Source organism: Leifsonia sp. EB34, from assembly GCF_041260585.1.
In the GTDB taxonomy this organism is placed as follows: domain Bacteria; phylum Actinomycetota; class Actinomycetes; order Actinomycetales; family Microbacteriaceae; genus Leifsonia.
Genome location: NZ_JBGCCV010000001.1, coordinates 769477 through 790441 on the forward strand (window position 1 = coordinate 769477; position 20965 = coordinate 790441).

At 72.1% G+C, this 20965-nt stretch carries 16 protein-coding genes, 1 tRNA gene and 1 other RNA gene; 2 read left to right on the forward strand and 16 right to left on the reverse strand.

Annotated elements, in window-relative coordinates; all coding sequences use genetic code 11:
• Positions 1 to 31: 31 nt before the first annotated feature.
• From recR to ffs, 9 genes are all read right to left on the reverse strand, one after another.
• Positions 32 to 628: a recombination mediator RecR gene (gene recR, locus ABIA36_RS03655; protein WP_369960909.1), complete on the reverse strand. Its 597-nt coding sequence runs from the start codon at positions 626 to 628 to the stop codon at positions 32 to 34.
• 3 nt (positions 629 to 631) lie between these two features.
• Positions 632 to 3133 carry a DNA polymerase III subunit gamma and tau gene (locus ABIA36_RS03660; RefSeq protein WP_369960911.1) on the reverse strand — a complete coding sequence of 834 codons (2502 nt, stop codon included), beginning with the start codon at positions 3131 to 3133 and terminating at the stop codon, positions 632 to 634.
• 92 nt (positions 3134 to 3225) lie between these two features.
• The gene (locus ABIA36_RS03665) at positions 3226 to 4497 is read right to left on the reverse strand and encodes an acyl-CoA thioesterase/BAAT N-terminal domain-containing protein (protein WP_369960912.1); all 1272 of its coding nucleotides are present in this window, start codon (positions 4495 to 4497) and stop codon (positions 3226 to 3228) included.
• On the reverse strand, positions 4494 to 5807 hold the full coding sequence (locus ABIA36_RS03670) for an acyl-CoA thioesterase/BAAT N-terminal domain-containing protein (RefSeq protein ID WP_369960913.1): 1314 nt from the start codon (positions 5805 to 5807) through the stop codon (positions 4494 to 4496). The genes ABIA36_RS03665 and ABIA36_RS03670 overlap by 4 nt, the downstream gene beginning before the upstream one ends.
• Positions 5804 to 7162 carry an acyl-CoA thioesterase/BAAT N-terminal domain-containing protein gene (locus ABIA36_RS03675; RefSeq protein ID WP_369960914.1) on the reverse strand — a complete coding sequence of 453 codons (1359 nt, stop codon included), beginning with the start codon at positions 7160 to 7162 and terminating at the stop codon, positions 5804 to 5806. The genes ABIA36_RS03670 and ABIA36_RS03675 overlap by 4 nt, the downstream gene beginning before the upstream one ends.
• Before the next feature lie 15 nt (positions 7163 to 7177).
• Positions 7178 to 8371: an acetate/propionate family kinase gene (locus ABIA36_RS03680; protein ID WP_369960915.1), complete on the reverse strand. Its 1194-nt coding sequence runs from the start codon at positions 8369 to 8371 to the stop codon at positions 7178 to 7180.
• Positions 8368 to 10506, reverse strand: a complete 2139-nt coding sequence (pta, locus tag ABIA36_RS03685; RefSeq protein ID WP_369960916.1) for a phosphate acetyltransferase — start codon at positions 10504 to 10506, stop codon at positions 8368 to 8370. The genes ABIA36_RS03680 and pta overlap by 4 nt, the downstream gene beginning before the upstream one ends.
• Positions 10507 to 10508: 2 nt before the next feature.
• Positions 10509 to 11918, reverse strand: coding sequence for a DUF1254 domain-containing protein (locus tag ABIA36_RS03690; protein ID WP_369960917.1), 1410 nt, complete (start codon positions 11916 to 11918; stop codon positions 10509 to 10511).
• A 118-nt stretch (positions 11919 to 12036) separates the two neighbouring features.
• Positions 12037 to 12133: signal recognition particle sRNA small type (ffs, locus tag ABIA36_RS03695), an RNA gene on the reverse strand.
• Between the two features lie 99 nt (positions 12134 to 12232).
• Between ffs and ABIA36_RS03700 the strand changes: the two genes are divergently transcribed.
• Positions 12233 to 12320: transfer RNA gene (locus ABIA36_RS03700), tRNA-Ser, on the forward strand.
• 138 nt (positions 12321 to 12458) lie between these two features.
• Here the strand turns inward: ABIA36_RS03700 and ABIA36_RS03705 are convergent.
• A complete protein-coding gene (locus ABIA36_RS03705; RefSeq protein ID WP_369960918.1) occupies positions 12459 to 13415 on the reverse strand; it encodes a DMT family transporter in 957 nt (318 codons plus the stop codon).
• 92 nt (positions 13416 to 13507) lie between these two features.
• Here ABIA36_RS03705 and ABIA36_RS03710 point away from each other — a divergent pair, with 92 nt between their 5' ends.
• Positions 13508 to 14389 carry a LysR family transcriptional regulator gene (locus tag ABIA36_RS03710; RefSeq protein WP_369962072.1) on the forward strand — a complete coding sequence of 294 codons (882 nt, stop codon included), beginning with the start codon at positions 13508 to 13510 and terminating at the stop codon, positions 14387 to 14389.
• Positions 14390 to 14405: 16 nt separating this feature from the next.
• Here ABIA36_RS03710 and ABIA36_RS03715 read toward each other — a convergent pair whose 3' ends face one another.
• From ABIA36_RS03715 to ABIA36_RS03740, 6 genes are all read right to left on the reverse strand, one after another.
• Positions 14406 to 17048, reverse strand: coding sequence for an excinuclease ABC subunit A (locus ABIA36_RS03715; RefSeq protein WP_369960919.1), 2643 nt, complete (start codon positions 17046 to 17048; stop codon positions 14406 to 14408).
• A gap of 21 nt (positions 17049 to 17069) precedes the next feature.
• Positions 17070 to 17321: a CsbD family protein gene (locus tag ABIA36_RS03720; RefSeq protein ID WP_369960920.1), complete on the reverse strand. Its 252-nt coding sequence runs from the start codon at positions 17319 to 17321 to the stop codon at positions 17070 to 17072.
• 105 nt (positions 17322 to 17426) lie between these two features.
• A complete protein-coding gene (locus tag ABIA36_RS03725) occupies positions 17427 to 18032 on the reverse strand; it encodes a TetR/AcrR family transcriptional regulator (RefSeq protein WP_369960921.1) in 606 nt (201 codons plus the stop codon).
• 16 nt (positions 18033 to 18048) lie between these two features.
• Positions 18049 to 19341 (reverse strand): ABC transporter permease, encoded by a 1293-nt coding sequence (locus tag ABIA36_RS03730; protein ID WP_369960922.1) that lies wholly within the window; start codon positions 19339 to 19341, stop codon positions 18049 to 18051.
• Positions 19338 to 20024 (reverse strand): ABC transporter ATP-binding protein, encoded by a 687-nt coding sequence (locus tag ABIA36_RS03735; RefSeq protein ID WP_369960923.1) that lies wholly within the window; start codon positions 20022 to 20024, stop codon positions 19338 to 19340. The genes ABIA36_RS03730 and ABIA36_RS03735 overlap by 4 nt, the downstream gene beginning before the upstream one ends.
• 72 nt (positions 20025 to 20096) lie before the next feature.
• Complete coding sequence (locus tag ABIA36_RS03740; RefSeq protein WP_369960924.1) at positions 20097 to 20957, reverse strand: sugar phosphate isomerase/epimerase family protein; 861 nt, start codon at positions 20955 to 20957, stop codon at positions 20097 to 20099.
• Positions 20958 to 20965 lie beyond the last annotated feature (8 nt).

Genomic DNA, 20965 nt, shown 5'->3' on the forward strand with positions numbered 1-20965 from the left:
ACGTAACGCCGAGGGGTTCCGCGGGTCGCGGTCAGGAGACCTGGCGGCGCCCCTCGAAGGCGCGGCCGAGGGTGACCTCGTCGGCGTACTCGAGGTCGCCGCCGACCGGGAGGCCGGAGGCGAGCCGGGTGACCCGGATCTCGAGCGTGGTCAGCAGCCGGCTGAGGTAGGTGGCCGTGGCCTCCCCCTCCAGGTTCGGGTCGGTCGCGATGATGACCTCCTGCACGGTGCCGTCGGCGAGGCGCTGCATGAGCTGCCGGATGCGGAGGTCGTCGGGGCCGACGCCGTCGATCGGGCTGATCGCGCCGCCGAGCACATGGTAGAGGCCGCGGAACTCGCGGGTGCGCTCGATGGCGACGACGTCCTTGGCCTCCTCGACCACGCAGATGACGTCGGGCGAGCGCCGCGGGTCGCGGCAGATCGAGCAGGTCGCCTGCTCGGACACGTTGCCGCAGATCTCGCAGAACCGCACCTTGTCGCGCACCTCGAGCAGCACTTCGGCGAGCCGGGTGACGTCGAAGCTCTCGGTCTGCAGAATGTGGAACGCGATGCGCTGCGCCGACTTCGGCCCGATGCCGGGGAGCCGGCCGAGCTCGTCGATCAGCTCCTGGACGATGCCCTCGTACACGCGCTACCTCATCCCGTTCGTGGGAGGGGCGGGCTGCTCCTCCAGGAAGCGGGCGCCGAGGATCTCGCGGACGACCGCCTCGCCGTAGCGCTGCGGGGCCTGGAAGGTGGGGGTGCGTGCGCCGGAGGCGGGGGCGGAGCGCTCGGCGGCGGGGCGCTGGGGGCTGCGCTCGTCCGCGGGACGGTCGGTGGATGATTCGGCGGCGGCGCGGGGCGGAGTCTGGCCTTGCGCAGCGGGGCGCTGGGAGGTCTGGCCCTGCGAGGTCTGGCGCTGCGGCGCGGCGCGCTCGGGGGCGGAGCGCTCGGGCGCGGCGGCCGACTCGGCCGGCGACGCGGACCAGTCGCCCGCCGGCTCCTCGGGGACGGCCGACTCGTACGGGGGCTCGATCTCCTCGGGCGGTTCGAGGTCGTCCGGCGGGAGGTCGTCGGGCAGCGCAGCCCTGGAGGGCGTCGGAGCCGGAGCGGCCGGGCGGGCCGCGGGAGCCTCGGGACGTTCCAGTGTGGCCACTGCGGCGGCCGCGGACGCCGGGATGGCGACGGTCGCCCACTCCGTGACCGAGGCCGACTGCGACGACGCCGGGGCGGCGGACGGCGCAGCACCGGCAGGCCGCGACGTGGACGACGGCGCGGCGGACGACGACGCAGCGGAGCCCGCGGAGGAAGCGGTGCGTGCGGAAGCCGTCCCGTCCCCGTCGGCACCCGGCCAGGTCGGCGCCTCGGGAGCCGAGGGCGCGCCCCCGGACGGACGGGCCGCGCCGCCTCCGGACGGTGCGGCGTCGGCGCGCGCGATGAACTTGACCCGGATGCCGAGGATGTCGATGATCGCCTGGCGCAGGTACTCGCTCACGCTCTGGCCGCCCTGCGCCTGCGGCTGGCGGAAGCTCTGGACGTCGTTGTCGCTCGGGAACGACAGCGTGAGCACGTCGTCGTTCAGCGAGCGGACCTGGGCGGTGAACACGACCATCCACGCGCTGCGCTTGGCGCGCTGCACGGCGTCGAGGATCTGCGGCCACGAGTCCTTGACCTGCTGCGTGCTCACGGCGCCCACGGCGGCGGATGCTGCGGGAGCCGACACCGCGGGAGCAGCCACGGGCTCGGGTGCCGCGGCAGTCTCGCGAGCCGCGGCGGGCGCGGCCACAGGCTCGGGAGCCGCCTCCGCAGCCTTCGCCGTCTTCGCAGCGGGCGCGGCGGGCAAGACCGGCTCCGGCACTGCCGGCGTCGCGACCGGAGCTGATTCAGGTGCGCGCACCGGAGCAGCAGGTGCGGCCGCGCGAGCAGGCGCAGGAGCAGGAGCAGGAGCAGCCACAGGAGCAGCACCCTCCCGCGCCCCGCCCGCATCGCTCACGCCGACCCGGCGCTCCAGCCGCTCCACGCGCGCCAGCGCACCGCGCTCGCTGTCGTCGCTCGACGGCACCAGCACGCGGGCGATCATCAGTTCCAGGTGCAGTCGCGGCGAGGTCGCGCCGGTCATCTCGGTGAGCGCGGCGTTCACGATGTCGGCGGCACGGCTGAGCTCGGCCGCGCCGAACTTCATCGCCTGCACGCCCATCCGGTCGAGCTCGTCCTGCGGGACTCCGCGCAACACGGCGGCCGCTCCGTCGACGCTCGTCGCGGCGACCACGATGAGGTCGCGCAGCCGCTCAAGGAGGTCGTCCACGAAGCGCCGCGGGTCCTGGCCGGTCTGGATGACGCGGTCGACCGCGGCGAAGGCTCCGGCCGCGTCGCGCGCGGCGATGGCGTCGATGACCTCGTCCAGCAGTGCGGCGTGGGTGTAGCCGAGCAGCGCGACCGCCCGCTCGTACTCGATGCTGCTGCCTTCGGAGCCGGCCATGAGCTGGTCGAGCAGGGAGAGCGTGTCGCGCGGCGAGCCGCCTCCCGCGCGCACCACGAGCGGCAGCACGCCGGGAGCGACGGTCATGCCCTCGGTGTCGCAGAGCTGCTGGACATACTCCAGCATCTGCGCGGGCGGGACCAGCCGGAACGGGTAGTGGTGGGTGCGCGAGCGGATGGTGCCGATGACCTTCTCCGGCTCGGTCGTCGCGAAGATGAACTTCACGTGCTCCGGCGGCTCCTCCACGATCTTCAGCAGGGCGTTGAAGCCCTGCGGCGTGACCATGTGCGCCTCGTCGAGGATGAAGATCTTGTAGCGGTCGCGGGCCGGGGCGAAGATGGCGCGCTCGCGGATGTCGCGGGCGTCGTCGACGCCGTTGTGGCTGGCCGCGTCGATCTCGACCACGTCGAGCGACCCGGAGCCGTCGCGGCTCAGCTCGACACAACTCTCGCATTTGCCGCACGGGGTGTCGGTGGGCCCCTCCGCACAGTTGAGGCAGCGCGCCAGGATGCGGGCGGATGTGGTCTTGCCGCAGCCGCGCGGACCGGAGAACAGATACGCGTGGTTGACCCGGTTGGTGCGCAGCGCCGTCATCAGCGGCTCGGTCACCTGCGACTGCCCGATCATGTCGGCGAAGGTGTCGGGCCGATAGCGGCGATACAGAGCGGTTACCACTCACACATGCTACTTGCCGCAGCCGACATTCCGGCCGTGCGGGGAGGACTCCCGGGCGACCGGCAGCGGCACGGCCCGAACAGCGCGCGGATTCAGTGCCCCGGCACGGACGACGGCGCGGTCAGCGCGGCCAGGATGTCCTCCCACAGGGCCTCCCGCGCCCGCTCGGTGGGCTGAGCGGCGGGGGCAGGCGGAAGCAGCAGCGGCGTGTACGGCGGCAGGTAGAACAGGTGCGTCGCGCCGGGCGCCTTCAGGTAGGCGTCGCCCTCCCGCAGCGGCCGTTTGCGCGCCGCGGCGTCCAGCCAGGCGCAGCCGTTCGCGATCTCCTCGTCGCGCCCGGCGCAGCCGAGCACGACCGGTCCCGGGATGGCCTGGATGTCGAGCACCGCCGCGGGCGCGGGGTCGTGGGTGCCCGTCGTGCACGGGACCCACTCGCCGCCGACCGTCACGGCCGGGCTCGGCACCGGCGACGGGCAGATGAGCCCGGTGGTGCCGCCCGGTGCGATCGCGCCGTAGACGGTGCCCGGATAGGCGGAGGCCGCCCAGAGCGCGAGCTGCGCGCCGCGCGAGGCGCCGAAGGCGAAGATGCGCTGGTCGTCCACGCCCGGCTGGGAGCGGAGCCAGTTCACGGCGGACAGGAGGCGCTCGGCGGGAAGGCTGCGCGTCGGGTCGAGCTGCCCTCCCGGGCCGTAGGTGGAGAGGTCGAGGGTCGGGAAGCCGAAGGCGGCGAGGGTGGCCGACACGAGCACGCCGGTCGGCTCCCCCGGGTCGGTGCCGTCGAACACGATGACGCCCGGCCGCACGCCGCTCGCCGAGCTCGTCGGCTGGAAGTAGTCGCCGGCGATGCCGCCGTCGAACACGGCGCGCGACGGCGCCGCCACCGTCAGCCCGGTGCGCTGCACGCGTGTCTCGGCGACCCGGCGCCCGCCGACGGAGGCCTGGAGGTCGACCGAGAAGGACGAGCCGCCCCAGGTCACGTCGGAGGTCGCCGCCTCGCCGGTGCTGCTGCGCATCGTCCAGAACAGCCCCATGCCGTCCGCCCCGGTGAACGGCGCCTGCAGCGGGACGTCCCGCGACAGGTCGACCACGCCGTCGGCGGGGACCGCGTAGACCGCCTGCGACGACCACAGGCCGCCGGGGACCAGCGACGCACGGATGGTCACCTCCTGGCCGGGCGGCAGCGCGAGGACCTGGATGCCGACCGGCTGCCAGACCGGGCTCGGGTTCACGCTCAGCGCGAAGCGCGGTCCCGCCACCCCCTGCTGCGCGCCGCAGCCCACGAGGGCGGCAGCGGCGAGCACGACGCCGGCCAGCGCCGCGAGCACGCGGCGCGCGGCGGGGCGGGTCCTCCCGGCGGGGTTCACGGTCCGATGGCTCCTTCCAGCAGCGCGGTCACCCGGGACCAGAATGCCACCCTGGCGTCCTCCGTCGCCTGCGCCGTCGCCGGGGGGAGCTCGTCGAGCCCGATCGGCAGCATCGGCGGCGCGCTCAGCTCGTGCGCCGCGCCCGGCGCGATCAGCGTCTCCCCCACCGCCCGCGCACCGCGTTCGTCGGCGCCGGCGCGGGTCCAGTCGCACGCGCTGGGGAGCTGCTCGTCGGCCGTGCCGCAGGCGAGCAGGAGCGGACCGGGGATGCGGTTCAGCGGCAGGATCGGGGTGTCGGCGATGCGGCGGTTCGGGCTCGCGCACGGCACCGGGCGGCCCTCGCTCAGCAGCGTGGGCGCGCCGGACGAGGAGGCGCACAGCTCGGCGGTCGGCCCGCTCGCGGCGATGGCGCCGTAGACCGTCTGCGGCTCGCTGGCCGCGAACCAGAGCGCGAGCGGCGCGGCGCCGCCGGTGCCGTAGACGATGATGTGGTCCGGGTCCACCCCGGGCTCCCGCGCGAGCCATGCGCGGGCGGCGTCGAAGGCCTCCACCGAGAGGGCGGCGGAGCCGGGGATCTGCCCCTGGGGCCCGAAGGCGGGCAGCACGAGCACGGGGAAGCCGATCGCGGCGATCCGGCGTGCGGCGAAGGCGCCGGACGCGGCGCCGTCGTCGCCGTCGATGAGCACGACGCCGGGCCGCGGGTGCACGAGCGTCGGCAGCGGCGTGTACAGCGTGCCAGCGCGCAACGCCTGGCGTTCGTCCGCGGTGAGGGCGGCGCCGGAGGCGGCGGAGGCAGCGCGGGCGAGCGCGTCGACCGTCACGTCGCGCTCGACGCTCTGGGCGGCCAGCGGCGAGCGCGGCACCTCGGCGGCAGCGACCCGGACGCCCCGCTGCTCGGCGGTGAGCTCGACCCGCACCGGGCCCTCCGCCCAGGCCTGTTCGAGCTGCGACTCGCTGAGGGAGGGGCCCGACATGCTCCAGAACGGCGCGGCGGCGTCGGGGCGGACGTAGGGGGCGGTGATCGGCTGCTGGGAGGAGAGCTCCACCCGGCCGCTGGGCGGCACGGCGTAGAGGGCGCGGGAGGTCCACGTCCCCGCCGTCGTCCTGGCGGTGGCGCGGAGCACGACGTCCTCCCCCGGCGTCAGCCCGGTGAGCGAGACCACGACCGGGTCGGCGGTGGCGTTCCCGAAGCGGGCGACGACGATCCTGGCACCTCCGGCCGGGCCGACGCAGCCGCCGAGGGCGGCGACCGCGCCAAAGGCGAGGACGGCGGCGAGGGCGGCAGCGAGCGCGCGCAGGCCCCGGCTCACGAGAGCACCGCCTGCAGCAGCAACTGGCCGACGGCGTTCCAGAACGCGACCCGCGCCTGCTCGGTCGCCTGTGCGTCGGCGCCCGACCCGTCGCCCGGCGCCGGCAGCGCGATGGGGAGGCCGGGCGGCACCGTGACCGCGTGCGCCGCCCGGGAGCCCACGAGCAGCTTGTCGCCGGCGCGCGGTGCGCGGGAGCCCGCGAGCTCCTGCTGCACGGCGCACGCCGGCGGGAACGTCCGGTCGGCCCGGCCGCAGGCCAGCACGACCGGCCCGGCGACGCGGGCGAGCGGCGGCGCGTCCGTCGACCCCGCGCCCGGGCTGCGCTCGCAGGGCACGCCGACGCTCCCCTCGAACACCGGCGACGCGCTGGAGCCCGCGAGGCAGAGCAGCTCGGCGGGGCCGCCGCCGGCGAACAGCCCGTGCAGCCGGGTCGGGTACCGGTTCGCGGCCCAGATCGCGAGCTGCTCGGACGCCCCGGTGCCGTAGACGAAGACGTGGCGCGCGTCGACGCCCGCGAGGACGTCCAGCCAATCCAGGATGGCCGAGATCGTCCCGGCGTCCGTCTCCGTGGACAAGTGGATGCCGTCCGCCGAGGTCATCGGGACCACGAACACGGAGGCGCCGAACTGCGAGAGCAGGGCCGCCGTGAAGTCCGCCGACGCCCCGGGCGATGGATCGTCGAACATCAGCACCGCCGGCCCGGTCGGCCGTTCGAGCGACGACGCGTCGTAGTAGCGGCCGACCGGCACATCCTCGTGCGTCTCGTGCGGTGGCGCGACGCCTTCGGACGGCGCGAGGTCGTGCGTGTACACGGTGCGGACGTGCAGGAGGCCGTCCAGTCCCTCCAGCCGGAAGGTGCGCCGGGCGACGACCCGGTCGCCCTCGCTGGCGGTGAGCGTGACCGGTTCGGTGTCGTGCATCCACTGCTGGGCGAGGTCGGCGCCGGCCAGCGTCGGGCCGCGCAGCGACCAGAACAGGCCGGCGGAGTCCGGCTCGGTGAACGGCGCGAAGAGCGGCTTGTCGCGGGCGAGGTCGATCGTCCCGTCGCCGCCGACGTCGTAACTGGCGGCCGATGTCCAGGTGCCGCGAGCGGAGGTGAGGGAGGCCGTGATGCGCACGCGGCTGCCGGGCTCGGCGTCGACCAGCTGCAGGGGGACCGGCCAGAGCACGGAGCTGTAGCGGATCAGCGGGGGTGTGACGAACCGCGGGCCCACCTGGTCGCCGTCAGAGGCGCAGCCGGTCAGCGCGGCTGCGGCGGCGACCGCTACCGCCAGGGAGGCGGTGAGCACCGGCCGCAGCGCGGCCCTCCGGGTGGTCCTGCCGTCCCGCCCGGCTCCCTCGCCGCGCCCCCGCATCGTGCACCCGTCCGCTCAGCCCGCGCCCACCGCCTGCAGCGACTGCCGGGCGATCTCCCGCTCCTCGTCGGTCGGCACGACCAGCACGGCCACGCGGGAGTCGTCGGCGGAGACGAGCCGCGCGTCGCGGGAACCGCTCGCGTTGCGGTCGGGGTCGAGCCGGATGCCGAGCACGTCGAGACCCGCGCACACCTCGGCGCGCAGCCGGGCGTCGTTCTCGCCGACGCCCGCGGTGAAGACCAGCGCGTCGAGGCCGCCGAGCTCCGCCGTGTAGGCGCCGATGTAGTGCTTGAGCCGGTGCACGGCGGTGTCGAGCGCGAGGCGCGCTGCCGCGTCCCCCGACTCGGCGGCGTGGCGGACGTCGCGCATGTCGCCGTGGCCGGAGAGCCCGAGCAGTCCGCTACGCCGGTTGAGCAGCTCGTCGAGGTCGTCGATGCCGAGGCCCGCACGCCGGGCGAGGTGCAGCAGCACCGCGGGGTCGAGGTCGCCGGAGCGGGTGCCCATGACGAGCCCCTCCAGCGGCGTCATCCCCATCGAGGTGTCGACGGAGCGACCGGCGTCGACCGCGCACGCGGACGCGCCGTTGCCGAGGTGGAGGACGATCTGCTTCAGCTCGCCGACCGGCCGGCCGAGGAACTCCGCGGCGGCCCCCGACACGTACTTGTGCGAGGTGCCGTGGAAGCCGTACCGGCGGACGCGGTGCCTCTCAGCGAGCGCCGCGTCGATCGCGTAGGTGTAGGCCTCCGGCGCGAGCGTCTGGTGGAAGGCCGTGTCGAAGACCGCGACCTGCTGCACGTCCGGGAAGGCCTTCTTCGCCGCACGGATGCCCTGCAGGTTCGCCGGGTTGTGCAGCGGCGCGAGGTCGGAGAGGTCCTCGATGTTGATCTCCACCAGGTCGGTGACGATCGTCGGCTCGAAGAACCGCTTGCCGCCGTGGACGACCCGGTGGCCGACCGCGGCGAGCGGGTTCTCGTCCAGGCTCGGCCCCTCGGCGGCGAACGCGTCGAGCATCACCCGGAAGGCGGCGGTGTGGTCCGGGATGGCGAGGGTCGCCTCCCAGTCTCCGCCCGGCCCCGTGTGCCGGATGTGGCCGGAGGGCTCCCCGATGCGCTCGATGAGCCCGGAGGCCAGGGCCTCCTCGCTGCCGGCGTCGATGAGCCGGTACTTCAGCGACGAGGAGCCGCTATTGATCACCAGCACCGCGCTCATGTCAGCGCCGCCTGGATCGCGGTGATGGCCACCGTGTCCACGATGTCCTCGACGGTCGCGCCGCGGGACAGGTCGTTGATCGGCTTGCGCAGACCCTGGAGGACCGGCCCGATCGCCACCGCCCCCGCGCTGCGCTGCACTGCCTTGTAGGTGTTGTTGCCGGTGTTGAGGTCAGGGAAGATGAACACCGTCGCGCGGCCGGCGACCTGCGAGCCGGGCATCTTCGCCGCCCCGACCGCCGCATCCGCCGCTGCGTCGTACTGGATGGGGCCCTCGACCGCGAGCTGCGGCGCGCGCTCCCGCACCAGCTCGGTCGCGGTGCGCACCTTGTCCACGTCGACGCCCGCACCGGAGTCGCCGGTGGAGTACGACAGCATCGCCACCCGCGGCTCGATGCCGAACTGCTCCGCCGTGCGCGCCGACGAGATGGCGATGTCGGCCAGCTGCTCGGCGGTCGGGTCGGGGACGACGGCACAGTCGCCGTAGACGAGCACCCGGTCGGCCAGCGCCATCAGGAACACGCTCGACACCACAGAGACGCCCGGGGTGGTCTTGATGATCTCGAAGGCCGGCCGGATGGTGTGCGCCGTCGTGTGGGCTGCGCCCGACACCATCCCGTCGGCGAGGCCCAGGTGCACCATCATCGTGCCGAAGTAGGAGGCATCGGTGACGGTGTCCGAGGCCTGGTCGACAGTGATGCCCTTGTGCGCCCGCAGCTTCGCGTACTCGTGCGCGAAGCGCAGCCGCAGCACGTCGTCGAACGGGCTCAGCACCTCCGCCTTGCCGATGTCCACGCCCAGCTCGATGGCGCGCGACCGCACCTCGAACGGCTCGCCGAGGATCGTCAGCCGGGCCACGCCGCGCGACAGGAGGGTGGCCGCGGCGCGCAGGATGCGGTCGTCCTCCCCCTCCGGCAGCACGATGTGCTTGTCGGCGGCGCGGGCGCGCTCGATGAGGTCGTACTCGAACATCAGCGGGGTGACGACCGCGTGCCGGGAGACGTCCAGCAAGGCGAGCAGCCGCTCCGCGTCCACGTGCCGCTCGAAGAGTGCGAGGGCAGTGTCGTACTTGCGCTGCGAGTCGGCGGCGAGCCGGCCGCGCGCGTGCGTGATGCGCACGATGGTGTCGTAGGTCTGCAGCTCCGTTCGCACGATCGGCAGCGGAGACCGCAGGCCGGCGAGCAGCCGCTCGATCGGTTCCGGGAGGTCGAAACCGCCGTTCAGGACGATGCCCGCGATGGAGGGGAAGGTGCCGGACGCGTTCGCCATCACCACGGCGAGCAGCACCTCGGTACGGTCGCCGGGGACGACCACCACGGAGCCCTCCACGAGACGCGGCAGCACGTTGTTCATCGACATGCCCCCGACGACGACGCCGAGCGCCTCGCGCGCCAGCAGCGCTTCGTCGCCGGCGATCAGCTCGCCGCCGGTGACCTCCATGATCGAGCGGATGCTGGGGGCGACCAGGAAGAGGTCCTCGGGGATCGCCCACACCGGCGGCAGGCCGGGGCCGGCCGCTGCTGCGGGGCCGGCTGCCTTCACAGCGCTTTCGACGGCCGCCACGATCTCGTCGAGCCGGTCGACGTCCGCGCGGTTGGCGATGACGGCCATGACGCCGGCGTGCTCCTGGCGCAGCTCGGCGAGCGCCAGTTCCGCGAGCTGGCGGAGCTCCTCGGGCGAGCGCGGGTCGGCCTGACCGAGCCGCTCGCCGAAGCCCTGGCCGACCCGGCCGCCCAGCACCAGCAGCACGGGAGCGCCGAGGTTCGCGGCGATGCGGGCGTTGTAGCCGAGCTCGGTCGGGCTGCCGACGTCGGTGTAGTCGGAGCCGAGGATGACGACCGCGTCGCAGCGCGCCTCCACCTCCCGGAAGCGCCGGACGATCTCGCCGAGCGCCTCGTCCGCGTCGGTGTGCACGTCGTCGTAGGTGGCGCCGATCGCCTCCTCGTAGCTGAGGTCGACGGTCACCCGGTCGAGCAGCAGCTCGAGCACGTAGTCCCGTTCGACGGCGGAGCGCGCGATCGGCCGGAACACGCCGACGCGTTCGACGGAGTGCCGCAGCGACTCCAGGACGCCGAGCGCCACCGTCGACTTGCCGGTGTGTCCTTCCGCGGAGGTGATGTAGAGCGAACGGGCCACTTTCAGCGGGTCTCCTCGTCTGTGCTGCTGCGGTCGGTTGTGCTGCGGTCGGTGCTGATGTCGGTCTCAGTGTCGATGCGCTCGATCGGCGCGAGGCGGTAGCTGCCGTCGAGGACCGCGGCCCCCGGCGCGTACATCCGCAGCAGCGGGCGGAACTCGCCCTCCGGCGCGGGAAGCCAGTTGGCGGCGGCCTTCGCGTCGACCGGCCGGGTCGCGCTGATCGTGATGGTCAGCCCGCCGTCGTCGTCGTAGACGATCCCCGGCGTGCGGTCCCCGATCGAGTACCGCCCGAGCTCGTTCTCGACGAGGTAGAAATGCGGGAGGTCGTACATCGTGAGCGACCAGAACGCGCCGACCGGCGGGGTCGGGCTCAGCCGCAGCCGGTAGACGTGCGCGCCGCTGAGCTGCTCGCCGGCCGCGTCCACATAAGTCGGGAAGTAGGCGGCCTCGTAGCCGTGGTTGCCCCACAGGCCGCCGAGCGCCGCCCCCGCGCGGCGGGCGTAGCGGGTGGTCGGGTCGGGGAGCTGCCACTCCGGGCCGGGGAGGGTGCCGACCTCGAAGAAGTCGGTGTTGTAGTCGAAGACGTGGAGGTTCACCTGCCAGCCGTCGGTCGCCGGAATGGACGTGTGCAGCGACGACTCCAGCGCCTGCTTGCCCACGGCGTACCCCTCCTCGAGCGCGTCCCGGATCTCCTCCGGCAGTTCGGCGATCGGCGTCGAGCCGGTGAGCCCGATCGGCTCGTACGTCGCCAGCGCGTCGCGGTCGTGGTCGGCCGGCGGGAACTCCTGCGACCACACCCGCATCCGCTCGAAGAAGGTGAGCGCCTCGGTCGGGCCGGCCGCTACCTCCGGGATGCCGGCGGGCGCGGGCGCGTCGGGCGCCGGGGTGAGCGCGGTGGCGTCTTGGAGGGCGTGGACGGCGGGGAGGTCGTCCTCCCCTGCGACCGCCCAGCGTCCGACGATCGTGCCGACCCGGGTCGGGAACCGGATCACGGTGGCGTCATCCGGCCCTTCGCCCTCCCACCCGGGCGGGACGAGCAGGAACTCACCCGCCGCCGAACCGGTCGCCCGGGTGCCGACGTACGCGAAGTTGTTGGTCCAGGCGTCCACGAACTGGAGCACGTAGTACCGCTCGCCCACAGCCGGGACGGTGAGCCGGACGGGCCCGACGCTCAGATCGAGCTGCGCGATCGAGTACAGGGTGTCGTTGTTGACCGAGACGAAGGTCGTCTCCGGGCCGGCCAGCGTGCGGGCGTGCCCGAACACGTTGAACGGCGTCGGCGGCACCGCGCCCAGCCCTTCACGCGTGAACCGCCCGACCTGCTCCAGGTCGAACACGAGCGGGAACCCGACCACGAACGCTTCGGATGCGAGCTCGGCGATCCCGTGCTCCACGGCTTCCTGCTCGGTCATTACGCGCACCTCGACTCGTCGGAGAATCATTCTACAGAACGTAGAACAATCGGAGGATGGTGGTCAGCTTCTGTGCTGCCCACACTCTACGCGGCGCGTGCGACCGACGCCTGAACACGAAAAAGACCCCCCACGCACCCGCCAGAGCCCGGTTACCCTTGCTGCGTTTCCGCCCTGGGGGAGTTGGCCTGGATGGCGCCACGTGGGGAGCCGGGAACAAGTGTAGCGGGTGCGACTGGGAGGCCGTGCACATCGGGGCCGCCGGCGTCCGCTAAGATATTGTGAGCCGTCGCCCGCAGGGTGGTGGCAACCCAGGAGAATTCGCCTAGTGGCCTATGGCGCACGCTTGGAAAGCGTGTTGGGTGCAAGCCCTCGGGGGTTCGAATCCCCCATTCTCCGCCAGGTTCCTATGACGAAGGCCTCGAGATCCGCGTGATTACGCGGAAGTCGGGGCCTTCGCACTTCTCACGTCGATGTCACACGCGCGACCCGCGGCGGTTCGGCTCAGCGGCGACGACGCGTACGTGCACTGCGACGCGTTCATCCATCTCGCTGGGCGACCGCGGGGGGCTGCCGGAGGCGGCGGCGCATGGCGAATCCGACACCGGCGAGGCACAGGGCGCCCCCGACCAGGGTGACCACTCCCGGAACCTCCCCCAGCAGCAGCCACGAGAGAGCGACGACGAGCGCGGGGATCACGTACGTGACCGCGGCCAGGCCGCCGACACGGGAACGCGCGAGCGCGTACCCCCAGGTGACGAACGCCACCGCCGTCGGGAACACACCGAGATACACCACGCTCCAGGTCGCCCGCGGGGAAGCCGTCATCACCTCGTGGAACAGGCCTCCCGCGAACGGTGCGCACACGACGACTCCTCCCACGCACCCGAGCCAGGTCAGGAGGAGCGGGTCGACCTGGACCAGGAGGCGCTTCTGCGCGGTCGCGCTGCCCGCGTAGAGGATCGCCGCCGCGAGTCCTGCGATCACTCCCACAAGGTCACCGCGGCCGCTCCCGTTGCTCACCGCGATCACGGCCACGCCGGTCAGGGAGACGCCGAGTCCGATCACCAACCGTGGGGTGAGGGCCTCGCCCAGGAACGTCGCCGCGAGCACACCGATGAGCACCGGCGCCAGGTTCACGAGGAACGACGTCGTTCCCGCATCCAGGTGCTGCTCGGCGAAGTTCAGGGCGAGGTTGTAGAACCCGAACCACGCGCCACCCCAGGCGAGCACCGCGAACGCCACCCGGCCGCGCGGGAGGCGGATGGCCTGCCGCGTTCGCGCCGCTCTCACCACGACGAACACCGTCAGCATCGCCGCTCCGACAAGCTGCCGCCCGAACGCGAGGGCCCCGGGCGAGTAGCCGTCTCCCGCGATCCGCACGCCCACGAACGCCGACGCCCACAGCACGATGGTCACCGACGCGGCGAATATCGGGAGAGCCGTCGGGCGGACGCCGGTGGAGGGCAGCGACGGGAGCAGTGCCGATTCGTTCACTCTCTCATCGTCGCCGGACGCGTCACTTCAGAACAAGCGAATAAATCTACCGTTCGATTCAGGAGAACTGTACGATCGGGGCCATGCTGAATATGCAGCGACTCCGCGTGTTCCGGTCCGTGGTCGCCAGCGGGTCCGTCCAAGCCGCTGCGGTGAGTCTCGGATACACGCCATCTGCGGTGAGTCAGCATCTCGCCGTCCTCCAGCGGGAGACCGGGCTCGGCTTGTTCGAGCGGGTCGGACGCGGGCTGCGGCCGACCGCGGCCGGCCTCGCGCTCTCCGCCGAAGCCGCGGAGATCCTCGCGCACTTGGACGCCGTCGACGCGCGCATCGCCGAACTCCGCACGGGGCGCACCAGCTCGGTCTCGATCGACTACTTCGCCTCCGTCGGCGAAGCTTGGCTCCCCTCCGTCGTCCGTGAGCTGAACGAGAAGCAGCCCGATGTCCGCGTCGCTCTGCGGCTGACCGACAACCCCTCCGCCGACCCGGAACACCGTGCGGACATCCAGCTCCTGGTCCGAAAGGGAGGCGTCGAGCCGTGGGCCGGTTTCGATACGCACCACCTCAGAGACGACCCGTATGTCCTCGTCGTCCCCGACTCCCATCGCTTCGCTGCCCGAACGGAGGTCGCGCTCCCGGAACTCGCCGGGGAACGACTGATCGACAACGACTTCTCGCACGGCTGGTGCCGTCGGATCCTCGTCGACGCCTGCGTCGCGGCGGGTTTCACTCCCACGTTCCACATCGAGGCCCACGACTACCGGGCCGCCCTCGCCTTCGTCGCAGCCGACCTCGGCGTCACCGTTCTGCCCTCCCTGGGCGCGACCTCATGCCCCGACGGCGCGACCATCGTGCCGCTCGCGCACCCGGCCCCGGTCCGCTCGATCTATGCCGTCGCCCCACCAGCGGAGCAGCACACACCCGGCGTCGCCACCGCACTGCACGCCCTCCGGCGGATCGCCTCCGTCGCATGAGCGGCCGACCCGAACCCTAGCCCGCGAGCGCCGCCGCCAGGAATGGCGCCGAGGCACTGTCGGCCACCCCGGCGACCTCCCGGGGCGTCCCCGCGGCGACGACCGTCCCGCCCCTCTCGCCTGCGCCGGGCCCGAGGTCGACGACGTAGTCGGCGGTGGCGACGACCCGCATGTCGAGTTCGACCACGACGACGGTGTTTCCGGCGTCCACCAGGCTCTGCAGGTGCTCTATCAGGCGGTCGGCGTCGGCGCAGTGGAGCCCGGAGGTGGGTTCGTCGAGCACGTACAGGGTGTCGGCGCGTTGGGCGCGCTGCAGTTCGGAGGCGAGCTTCACCCGTTGGGCCTCGCCGCCGGACAGCTCGGTCGCCGGCTGGCCGAGCCTCAGGTATCCGAGTCCGACGTCCACGAGCGCGGTCAGCGAGCGCATGACCTCGGTCTCGCCGTCGAAGAAGGCATGGGCCTCCTCCACCGACATCGCGAGGATGTCGGCGATGTTCCGGTCACGCCAGGTGATCGCGAGCGTGTCGGGGTTGTACCGGGCGCCATGGCATTCGGGGCAGACGGTGTAGACCGACGGCAGGAACAGCAACTCGACCATGACCGCGCCCTCGCCCTCGCAGGTGGGGCAGCGGCCCCCGGCCACGTTGAAGGAGAACCGGCCGGGCCGGTAGCCCCGCGCACGGGCCTCCGGGGTCTCCGCGAAACGGCGCCGGACGTGATCGAACAGGCCCGTGTAGGTGGCGACGTTGGAGCGCGGGGTGCGGCCGATGGGCTTCTGGTCGATGGTGACCACCCGGCGGACGCCGCGGAGGTCCCCCGCGACGGTGCCCTCGAGCAGCTCCGGGCCGTCGGCGAGGAGCAGGTCGTCGGTCTCCGGGGCGTCGTCGGCCAGGTCGACGGGCCGGCCGAGGTGCTCGCCGAGGAGCGCGGGAAGCACCTGGCTGACCAGGCTGGACTTTCCCGACCCGGACACTCCGGTCACCGCGGTGAAGGTTCCGAGCGGGAAGGAGACCGACACGTCGCGCAGGTTGTTGCGGGTGATCTGTTCGAGCGTCAGCCACCCTGTCGGCTCGCGCGGAGTCCGCGGGGCGAGCCCGCGCCGGCCGAACAGGTAGCCTCTGGTCACCGACTCGTCCACGTCCGCGAGGCCGGCGGGCGCTCCGCTGTAGAGGACGCGACCGCCCCGTTCGCCGGCTCCGGGGCCGATGTCCACCAGCCAGTCCGCGTGACGCATCACTTCGACCGAGTGCTCGACCACGAACAGGCTGTTGCCTCTCCTCTTGAGCCCCTCGAGGATGCCCAGGAGGGCGTCCACGTCCTGCGGGTGGAGGCCGGCCGACGGTTCGTCGAGCACGTACACGACGCCGAACAGCTCGGAGCTCAGCTGGGTGGCGAGCCGCAGCCGTTGCAGCTCGCCGCCGGACAGCGTCGGTGTCGTGCGGTGCAACGACAGATACCCCAGCCCGAGGTCGATGATGGGGCGCAGGCGCTCCAGCAGCTCGGCGGCCAGGCGTTCGGCCGCTGCGCGCTTCTCCACCGACTGGTTCGGGGTCCGCCGCACGTCCGGGGCGGCGGCGTGCGACGCTCCGCCCGCGGCGATCCTCTGCTGCGTCGCCTCCCGACGCGAACCCTCGTCGAGCGCCGCCCCGGAGGTGGCGAGCTCCTCCCGGGCCGCGGCCACCAGCGCCGCGAGCCGGCCGGAGACCTCGCGGAGCGGGAGCCGGGAGAACTCGGCGATGTCGAGCCCTTCGAACGTCACGGAGAGCGCCTCCGGCTTGAGCCGCTTCCCGTGGCACACCGGGCACACCGCGGAGGTGAGGTACTCCGCCACACGCCTTTTCATCGACGCGCTCTTGGTCGTCGCGAACGTGTCGAGCACGTAGCGGCGCGCGCCGACGAACGTTCCCTGATAGCTCGGCTCCATCCGCGCGGAGACGGCTCTGCGCGTCTGCGCCGGCGTGAGCCCCGCGTACACCGGGGCGGTCGGCCGTTCCTCGGTGAAGAGGATCCAGTCGCGGTCCTGACGCGGCAGATCGCGCCAGGGCGTGTCGACGTCGTAACCCAGGGAGACCAGGATGTCCCGCTGGTTCTGCCCGTGCCACGCCGTCGGCCAGGAGGCGATCGCCCGCTCCCGGATCGTGAGCGAGGGGTCAGGGACCATCTGCCGCTCGGTGACCTCGTACACCCGGCCGATGCCGTGGCATCTCGGGCAGGCGCCCTGCACCGTGTTGGCCGAGAAGTCCTCCGCGTACAGCATGGGCTGACCGTCCGGGTAATCCCCCGCTCGCGAGTACAGCATCCGCACGAGACTGGACAGCGTCGTGATGCTGCCCACCGTCGAGCGCGCGCTGCGCCCACCGCGCTGCTGCTGCAGCGCCACCGCCGGCGGCATTCCGGTGATCGAGTCGACGTCGGGCACACCCGCCTGGTCGATCAGCCGCCGGGCATACGGGGCGACGGACTCCAGGTACCTGCGCTGCGACTCCGCGAACAGGGTCCCGAAGGCGAGGGACGACTTCCCCGACCCGGACACCCCGGTGAACACGACCATGGCGTCGCGCGGGACGGTGAGGTCCACGTTCCGCAGGTTGTGCTCTCGCGCGCCTCGCACCTGCACATGAGGCTGAATCCCGGACGAAGCCCCGGTTGCGTTCGCCATCGTCTCGGACGGGCGTCGCGGCTACTCCAGGTTGCCCCTGTCGGAACCTTCGTACGGGACATCGGTGTCGTCCGTGCGGGCGTCGTGCGCCTCGTCCACGCTGTCCTTCAGATGCGCTTTCAGGTCGGCGACCGCGTCCTTGACGCTGCCTTTCGCCTGCTCCGCCTTGCCTTTGACGACGCGCGACTCGTCATCCGTGGCCTTGCCGATGACCTCGTCGACCTTGCCCTTGAGCTTGTCGGCCTTCGCGTCGGCCTTGTCCTCGATGCCCATGACGTCCTCCCCTGTCCGCGCACGCATGCGCTTGTCCCCGGTCACGGTACGCGGCCCCGGAGCGGAGGGTAACCGGTCGCGGCCCGAGCGGCGATCCAGCGTCGCTCAGGTGAGGGGGAGGCCGAGATCGCGGAGCAGTTCTGCGATGCGGGCGGGTGAGATGGGCGCCGCCTTCCCGGCGGTTCGTGTCGTCGACTCCGCGAGGTAGCGGAAGAGGCCGGCGAGGATCGCTGCGAGGAGCCTGGCCTGCTCCTGCCGCGTCGCCTCGTCGGTCTCCGGGGTCTCGTTGAGGAGCCGAAGCCGGAGGATGTCGGTGATCTCGGCTTCGATCAGCGTGAAGCGCTGCATCTGACGGGCCATCAGCTCTGGATGGCTGCCGACGGCGCGGAGCCGGGCCGCCATGTCCTCCGCTGCCGCGACCGGGGGCAGTTCCACCAGGCGGAACGCGTCGGGGAGGAAGGGGCCGCGCGCGACGATGAACTCCCGTGCGAACTGCTGGTCGACGCCGGGGCCTGCGCTGCCGATCACGGCGGCGTCCTTGGTCTTGAAGTGGTTGAAGAAGGTGCGCTGGGAGATCCCGGCGCGTTCGCAGATCATGTCGACCGTGACAGCGTCGTAGCCGACCTCGTTGACCAGGGCCACGGCGGCGGACTCGATGGCCGCGGTGGTCTGGGAGCGGGTGCGGCGCGAGGCGCCGTCGACGGTCGACATGATCCTCCTGAAGTGACTACTCGTAGCGTAGCGAGTCGATCGGGTTCTGCCGGGCCGCGCGTCGGGCCGGCAGCACCCCGGCCAGGAACGCGATGAGCATGATCGCCAGGATCACGAACACGATCGCCTGCGGCTGGAACAGCAGCAGCGTCAATCCGGGGAGCGAGGCGAGCGGGCCGGCGGCCGCGACCGAGCTGATCCCGGTGCCCAAGAGCATCGCGACGACCACGCCGAGCACACTCCCGAGGAAGCCGATCACGATCGCCTCGGTGCTGAAAAGTGCGAACACCTTGCGGCTGGACATTCCCATCGCCTTCATCAGCCCGATCTCCCTGGTGCGCTCCTGCACGCTCATGAACAGGGTGTTCACGATGCCGAAGGCGGCGGCGATCAGGGCGACGATGGCGAACGCGTTGAGGATGCCGATGATGCCGTTGATGACCGTCTGAATGGTGCCGAGCTGGTCCTGAACCGTCTGGCCGGTGAACCCCGCCTTGGTGAGGGCGCCCTTGAGGTCGTCGATGCGCTGCGCGGTCGGATCGCCGGCCACGTAGGCGATCGCGACCTGGTATCCGGCGCGGCTGTCCAGCCCGGCACGCTGGGTGGTCGAGAGAGCGTCGATCAGGGCGTTATTGGCTCCGGCGCCGGTCGCGAGCAGGCTGGTGCGGGCCACGCCGACGACGTGCGCGGTGACGGTCTGGGCCTGGCCCTTCGCGTCGGTCAGCCCGAGGGTCACGGGCGCTCCGACCGCCGCATCGTCGGAGGCGAAGCCGAGGGGCTGGACGTAGTCCTGCGGGAGCACGAGCTGCTTCTCGTTCGACTGCTGGTCGAGCTGCGCGCCGGCGGCGAGGTCGGATTTGGTGATCGAGGAGGTGGCGTTGATCGTCACGCGGTACTTGTCGCCGCTGTCGTGCGCGATCCAGTCGACCGCGACCTGCTGGACCGGCGCGACCCTGTCGACGCCCTGGAGGCCGCGGATCGTCTCCAGATCCGCCTCGGAGAGTGTGCCGCCGCTGGCTCCGAGCGGGCTCGGCGCGCCCACGCTCCCAGCGGCGGTGCCGCCGGCGGACGGGTCGTACTTCTGCGGCCCCGACCCCGTGGCGGTCGCGGCGCGCTGCACGAGCAGCACATCCTGCGACCCGAGGCTGGAGACCTGTTTGGTGACATAGTCCGAGACGCCCGCGCCGAGGGCGGTGGTCAGCGTGAGGGTGAACGCGCCGACGAAGAGCGAGAGCACGGTCAGGATGGTGCGGGTCTTGCTGCGGAACGCGTTGCGCGTTCCCGCGCGCAGCAGGTCGGTGGTCTTCATGCCGCCACCTCCTCGACCAGGAGGCCGTCGGCGATCGTGATCTGCCGGTCGCAGCGCGCGGCCAGGTCGGCGTCGTGGGTGACCACCACCAGGGTGATGCCCTTCTCCTTGTTGAGCCAGAACAACAGATCCTCCACGTGCGTGCCGGTCACACTGTCCAGGTTCCCGGTCGGCTCGTCGGCGAAGATCACCTCCGGGTCCCCCACCAGCGCTCGGGCGATGACCACCCGCTGCTTCTGGCCGCCGGACAGCGCCGTCGCTGGATTCTTCGCCTTGTCGGCCAGGCCGAGCTGCTCCAGCGCGGCCATCCCGCGCCTGCGCCGCTCGGCGCGCGGAACGCCGCGGATCGTCAGCGGGAGGACCACGTTCTCCAGCACCGACGCGGACGGGGTGAGGAAGAACTGCTGGAACACGAAGCCGAAGCGCTCGTTCCGCAACAGGTCGACGGTGCGCTTGGAGAGCGCACCGGCCGAACGGCCGTCCACGGACAGCTCCCCCGCGTCGGGCTTGTCGAGCAGGGCGAGCAGGTGCATCAGCGTCGACTTGCCCGACCCGCTCTTGCCGACGATCGCCAACGACTCCCCTCGGCGCACCTCCATCGTCACCCCCTTGAGGGCATCGAACCGGCTCTCGCCGCGGCCGTACGACTTCGCGAGGTCGCGCACGCTCAGGATGGATTCCATCAGCTTTCCCTTCTGTTGCAGTAACTGCACCATATCATGCAGTTACTGCCAGAAGGGCTTCAGTCGGAACAGTCAGAGAGCGGCGAGCGACCGGACGAGAGGGCGGATGTAGTCGTCGGCAGCCGCGAGCTCTCGGGTGATCCGCTCCGCCGACCAGCCCTGCGTGCCGTGGCATTTGAGGCTCGCCGGGCCCGTGTAGCCGAGCCGGTGCAGCGTCTGCAGCAGCACGGCGTGATCGAGCGTGCCGTCCGGCCGCGGGAGCTGGCGCTCGCCCGGCCCGAAGTTCAGGCCGTCGACGCCACGGCGGTACCGACGATCGACGTCCCACACGTAGTAGTAGAAGAGCCGCTTGCGCTCGGCCAGATACGTGAGCACCTCGCTGATCGTCTCCTGCATCACCCACAGGTGCGGGGGCGCGACGCAGACGCCCAGGTACGGGTCGTCGATGTCCGTGATGAGGCGCTTGATCTGGGCGAACGTGTCGACGCCCTCGTCCCACCGATTCGACTCGTTGACGCCGGTCTCGAAGTCGGCGGAGAAGGGCACCGTCAGGTGGTTCTCCACCGCGATCCGCACGCCCCGGCGACGGCCGGCCTCCACGATCGGGGGCAAAAAGCTCGTGACGAAATCGGAGTAGGAGGCCTCGCAGTCGAAGATCACGGTGTCGATGCCGAGCTCGGCGGCGAAGTCCACGCGCTCCAGGATCTCGGCCTGGCTCTTGCCGTAGACCGTGAGACCGCACGGCTTCACGCCGTAGCGGTCGAGCGTCTCCAGGATCGACGACACGTCGTCCCCCGGGTTCACATGGTGGCCCAGCGGAGGCGCCGCCGACCACAGGTTGATCTCGGTGAAGCCCATGGCCGCCAGGTCACGGACGGCGGTCTCGAACGGGATGTCGTGGTACGGCAGGATCTCTGCCGTGTAACGGAACATGGAAGCGG

Excerpts from the sequence above, each read along its gene's own strand:
- ABIA36_RS03680 (WP_369960915.1), bottom strand. The coding sequence starts at position 8,371 with ATGAGCGCGGTGCTGGTGATCAATAGCGGCTCCTCGTCGCTGAAGTAC.
- ABIA36_RS03715 (WP_369960919.1), bottom strand. The coding sequence starts at position 17,048 with ATGGCGAACGCAACCGGGGCTTCGTCCGGGATTCAGCCTCATGTGCAG.
- ABIA36_RS03720 (WP_369960920.1), bottom strand. The coding sequence starts at position 17,321 with ATGGGCATCGAGGACAAGGCCGACGCGAAGGCCGACAAGCTCAAGGGC.
- ABIA36_RS03740 (WP_369960924.1), bottom strand. The coding sequence starts at position 20,957 with ATGTTCCGTTACACGGCAGAGATCCTGCCGTACCACGACATCCCGTTC.
- ABIA36_RS03730 (WP_369960922.1), bottom strand. The coding sequence starts at position 19,341 with ATGAAGACCACCGACCTGCTGCGCGCGGGAACGCGCAACGCGTTCCGC.
- ABIA36_RS03675 (WP_369960914.1), bottom strand. The coding sequence starts at position 7,162 with ATGCGGGGGCGCGGCGAGGGAGCCGGGCGGGACGGCAGGACCACCCGG.
- ABIA36_RS03710 (WP_369962072.1), top strand. The coding sequence starts at position 13,508 with ATGCAGCGACTCCGCGTGTTCCGGTCCGTGGTCGCCAGCGGGTCCGTC.
- ABIA36_RS03725 (WP_369960921.1), bottom strand. The coding sequence starts at position 18,032 with ATGTCGACCGTCGACGGCGCCTCGCGCCGCACCCGCTCCCAGACCACC.
- ABIA36_RS03690 (WP_369960917.1), bottom strand. The coding sequence starts at position 11,918 with ATGACCGAGCAGGAAGCCGTGGAGCACGGGATCGCCGAGCTCGCATCC.
- ABIA36_RS03735 (WP_369960923.1), bottom strand. The coding sequence starts at position 20,024 with ATGGAATCCATCCTGAGCGTGCGCGACCTCGCGAAGTCGTACGGCCGC.